5 protein-coding genes are annotated in these 3,963 nt (G+C 67.9%); 4 read left to right on the top strand and 1 reads right to left on the bottom strand.

The genetic code is table 11. The features are described from left to right. Window positions 1-21 precede the first annotated feature (21 nt). Together RHIZ70P_RS23125 and RHIZ70P_RS22420 are read left to right on the top strand one after the other, a co-directional pair. A complete protein-coding gene (locus RHIZ70P_RS23125) occupies window positions 22-489 on the top strand; it encodes a hypothetical protein (protein WP_235842322.1) in 468 nt (155 codons plus the stop codon). A 64-nt stretch (window positions 490-553) separates the two neighbouring features. Beyond that, on the top strand, window positions 554-2,044 hold the full coding sequence (locus RHIZ70P_RS22420) for a DNA-packaging protein (RefSeq protein WP_235842321.1): 1,491 nt from the start codon (window positions 554-556) through the stop codon (window positions 2,042-2,044). A 221-nt stretch (window positions 2,045-2,265) separates the two neighbouring features. Here the strand turns inward: RHIZ70P_RS22420 and RHIZ70P_RS23420 are convergent, their stop codons facing one another. Continuing rightward, a complete protein-coding gene (locus tag RHIZ70P_RS23420; protein ID WP_268877540.1) occupies window positions 2,266-2,397 on the bottom strand; it encodes a hypothetical protein in 132 nt (43 codons plus the stop codon). Between the two features lie 244 nt (window positions 2,398-2,641). Here RHIZ70P_RS23420 and RHIZ70P_RS22415 point away from each other — a divergent pair, with 244 nt between their 5' ends. Continuing rightward, window positions 2,642-3,250, top strand: coding sequence for a glycoside hydrolase family 19 protein (locus RHIZ70P_RS22415; protein WP_115672788.1), 609 nt, complete (start codon window positions 2,642-2,644; stop codon window positions 3,248-3,250). A 173-nt stretch (window positions 3,251-3,423) separates the two neighbouring features. Then, window positions 3,424-3,963 (top strand): phage portal protein (locus RHIZ70P_RS22410; protein WP_115672786.1); only part of this gene is annotated, 540 nt, incomplete at its 3' end.

Here is a 3,963-nt window from a genome sequence, read left to right as displayed (position 1 = left end):
AGCGAAGGCGCGGCGGAGGCGGTGGGGCTGGAGCAGAAGTCGGCGGAAAGCCTGTCGCCACTCGATCGGCTGGCGGCGCTGCTCGACGACCTGACGGGCGAGATGCGCGCCCAGTTCGAGCTGTTTTGCAAGCTGCGCGCCACGGCCGAGCGGCTGATCGACGGCGCCGACGAGGCGGCCGCCAAGGCGGCGCGTGGCGACGCCAAGGCGGCGACCGACGCGATGGCGCTGATCGTGCGCACGCTGGAAAAGATCGACAGCCTGCAGCGCCAGCTGGCGCGCGACCGCGAGGACGCGGCACTTCTGAGCGGCGAGGGCGAGGATGAAGAAGCGATCAAGGCGGAACTGCTCCGCATCATCGAAAACCAGGCGGAAGCACGGGCAAAAGCACGGCTCGTCGCCTGGGAGAACCAAAGGGAAGGGACATCCGCCGTGGGGATCGGTGGGCGGGAAGATCCCGCCTCCACCCCAGACGCAGGAAGCGGCTGAGTTGGAGATCGCCCACCAGGGTAATCAACAGTTGGGCGTGATTCTCGGTGGCTTCCGGCACGGCATGGTGGCGATCGAAGGCGACGTCATCGGTGCGGTGCGGATGAGCGGGAGGTCGTTGGCCGGCATGCTCAAGGCTCGCCATCATCGGATCGAGGTCGCGGCGCGCGCTGGTACGGCTGTAGTTGCCGCAGCGGCAGATGCCGAATGGCCGACCGCACCGGGCGATCCCGACCCGCCGGTTACGGCGGCAGGGGACACGGCCGATGCGCCCGCTGAGGCGCTGGAGAAAGAACTTGCCGCCCTGATCACCACGCGCGGGCTTCTGGCCAGCCGGCGGATCGGGCGTGGCTGGGAGATTTCCGGCCGGGACGAGCAGAGGGCTCCACCGGGTGACTGGGCGACCTGGCTGGTCATGGGCGGGCGCGGATCGGGCAAGACGCGGGCCGGGGCCGAATGGGTGCACGGGCTGGCGCTTGCCGCCGGACCCCGCACGGACTTGAGGATCGCGCTGATCGCCGAGACGCTGGGCGATGCCCGCGAGGTGATGATCGACGGGGCTTCGGGCATTGCGAGGATTGCCCGACGCATGCGGCCGGAGGTGGAAATCTCGCGCCGGCGAATCGTCTGGCCGAACGGGGCGATGGCCCAGATCTTCTCCTCGGAAGATCCGGAAAGCCTGCGCGGGCCACAATTTCACTATGCCTGGTGCGACGAACTGGCGAAATGGAAACATGCCGAGGAGACGTTTGACATGCTGCAATTCGCTCTCAGGCTGGGCGAGCGGCCACGCCAGCTGGTGACCACCACGCCGCGCGCCGTGCCGCTGTTGAAGCGGTTGATCGGCGATGCGGAGACGCGGGTGACGCGCCTTTCGACCGCCGACAACCGCGACAATCTCGCGCCGGGCTTCATCGCCGCGCTGGAGCGACGCTATGGCGGCACGCGGCTCGGGCGCCAGGAACTGGGCGGCGAACTGATCGAGGACCGCGAGGACGGCCTGTGGCGGCGCGACCGGCTGGAGGCGCTGACGGTGCGGCTAATCGAGCCGCTGCGGCGGATCGTCGTGGCTGTCGATCCGCCGGCGGGCAGCGGACCGGCTTCGGTCTGCGGCATCGTGGTGGCCGGACTGATGGACAACGGCCGCGCCGCGGTTCTGGCCGACTGTTCGGTCGAGGGCAAGGGCCCGGCCGACTGGGCGCGCGCGGTGGTCCATGCCTATCGCCGGTTCGAGGCGGACCGGGTGGTGGCGGAGGTCAACCAGGGCGGCGACATGGTGGCGGCGACGTTGAAGAGCATCGAGGCGAACCTGCCGGTGACCATGGTTCGGGCGACGCGCGGTAAATACCTGCGCGCCGAGCCGGTGGCGGCGCTCTATGAGCAGGGCCGGGTGGTGCATGCCGCACGCTTTTCCGAACTGGAAGACCAGATGTGCGACTTCGGCCCGGACGGTCTGTCGTCCGGCCGTTCGCCCGACCGTCTGGACGCGCTGGTCTGGGCGCTGACCGCGCTGATGCTGGAGGGGGTGGGCGAGCCGCGCATTCGCGGGGTTTGAGGGTGTCGATCCTTCGAAGCGCCTTCGGGTGAGCGGCGAAGCAATGGGGGCTGGATCGGCATCGATGTATGAGCGTGTACCCCCCTCACCTGGAATTTCTAGTACTTGGCTAAAGCCAAGATGCTGAAATTCCTTTCTCTCCCACGAGGGGAGAGAAGTGTCCGCCGGCCAAAACAAAACCGGCGCCGAAGGGCGCCGGTCGAGGCAGTGGCTATGAGCGCTTACTTGGCGGCGGAGGCCGGCTGGGATGCGCTCTGGCGCATCTGGCGCCATTCGTTTTCCAGGCGCTCCAGCACATGGGCCGGGATGGTGGCGGCGGGAGCCTTGGTCTGGGTCGTGCTGTTGATCTGCATGGCTCTAACTCCTCACGGGGGTTCGTCTCGGGGCTCAAACACCGAATGCGGCGGAAAGTTCCACAGTGTTAAATTTTTGTAAATATGCCGGCGCCTCGCTCTAAACGATTGAAATTCCTTCAAACGATTTAATCGAACAGGAAAATTCTGGCCGTGGTTAACCGCCGGGCTGAAGCGACTTCGCTTGCCCCGCACACCGGCCGCGCCGGCAGGAAAAAACCGGGATTTCGACGAGGAGAGCGAGATGACATACGACGATCAGCGATTCTTCAAGGCGGTCCGGCGCGACCCCTTTCCCGGCCGGCTGACGGCGGGCCAGGTGTCCGGAATGGCGGCGCTCGTCGCCGGCTGGCGGGCGCTTGGCGACGCCGACGATCCGCGGCGCCTTGCCTATTGTCTGGCGACCGCCTTCCACGAGACGGGCGGGCGCATGCAGCCGGTGCGCGAGACCTTTGCGCCAAGCGACGCAGCGGCGATCGCCCGGCTGGAGCGGGCCTATGCCTCAGGTCTCCTGCCGCAGGTGCGCCGGCCCTATTGGCGCCTGGACGCCGACGGCAAGAGCTGGTTCGGCCGCGGGCTGGTGCAGATCACCCATCGGCGCAATTATGAGAAGCTGGCCGAGGCGACGGGCGTCGACCTGGTCGGCGAGCCGGGCCGGGCCATGGAGCTCGATGTGGCGGTGAGGATATTGGTCATCGGCATGCGCGACGGGCTGTTCAGCGGCATGAGGCTGGCCGACGCCTTCGACGGGCGACAAGCCGACTGGACCGGCGCGCGCCGCATCGTCAACGGCCGCGACCGGGCGGCGCTGGTGGCGGGCTACGGCCGCGCGTTTCTGGCGGCACTGGGCTAGGCCGGGTGCGGCGTGGGGGAAGAAACTTCCCCCTCACCGACAAAATCTGAGGTTTAGCCTTCGGCCAAGCCCTCGGATTTGTATCCTCTCCCACAAGAGGGGAGGAAGCGCCGTCTCGCCTTGCGTGCCGTCCTTCGGCGCGACACCAGACTGCAAACAACAGGATCAATCCGATGAAATTGTCGTTTCGATTGCCGTGGGCCTTCGCCCCGGAGCAAGGCGCCGTGGCGGAAAGCAAGGCTGTCGGCGTGCAGGGGCTGTCGCTGGTGGCGGGCGAGGGCGAGGCGCGCTGGTCGGGGCGGTCCTATGCTTCGCTGTCGCGCGAGGGCTTCATGAGGAACCCGGTGGCGCACCGCACGGTGCGGCTGGTGGCGGAAGCCGCTGCCGCCATTCCCTGGCTGGCCTATCGGGCGGAGACGGAGATCGACGGGCATCCGGCGCTGGCGCTGATCGCAAAGCCCAATGCCCGCATGGGCGGGGCGGATTTCCTCGAGGCGCTCTACGGCCACCTGCTCTTGTCCGGCAATGCCTATGTCGAGGCGCTGGCGATCGGCCCGCGCCCGGCCGAACTGCATCTTCTCAGGCCCGACCGGGTGTCGGTGGTGGCCGGCGCCGATGGCTGGCCGGAGGCCTATGACTATCGCACCGGATCGCAAAGGCGGCGGATTACGGCCGGCGGCGGGTCGATGGGCGGTGACGGCGCAAGGGGGGCT

Origin of the sequence: Paenirhizobium selenitireducens ATCC BAA-1503 (assembly GCF_900492185.1) — a bacterium.
In the GTDB taxonomy this organism is placed as follows: Bacteria; Pseudomonadota; Alphaproteobacteria; order Rhizobiales; family Rhizobiaceae; genus Allorhizobium; species Allorhizobium selenitireducens_A.
Note: the sequence above shows the minus strand (reverse complement) of the source record. Positions and strands in the feature narration are given on the sequence as shown.

Excerpts from the sequence above, each read along its gene's own strand:
- RHIZ70P_RS22420 (WP_235842321.1), top strand. The coding sequence starts at position 554 with ATGGTGGCGATCGAAGGCGACGTCATCGGTGCGGTGCGGATGAGCGGG.
- RHIZ70P_RS23420 (WP_268877540.1), bottom strand. The coding sequence starts at position 2,397 with ATGCAGATCAACAGCACGACCCAGACCAAGGCTCCCGCCGCCACCATC.
- RHIZ70P_RS22415 (WP_115672788.1), top strand. The coding sequence starts at position 2,642 with ATGACATACGACGATCAGCGATTCTTCAAGGCGGTCCGGCGCGACCCC.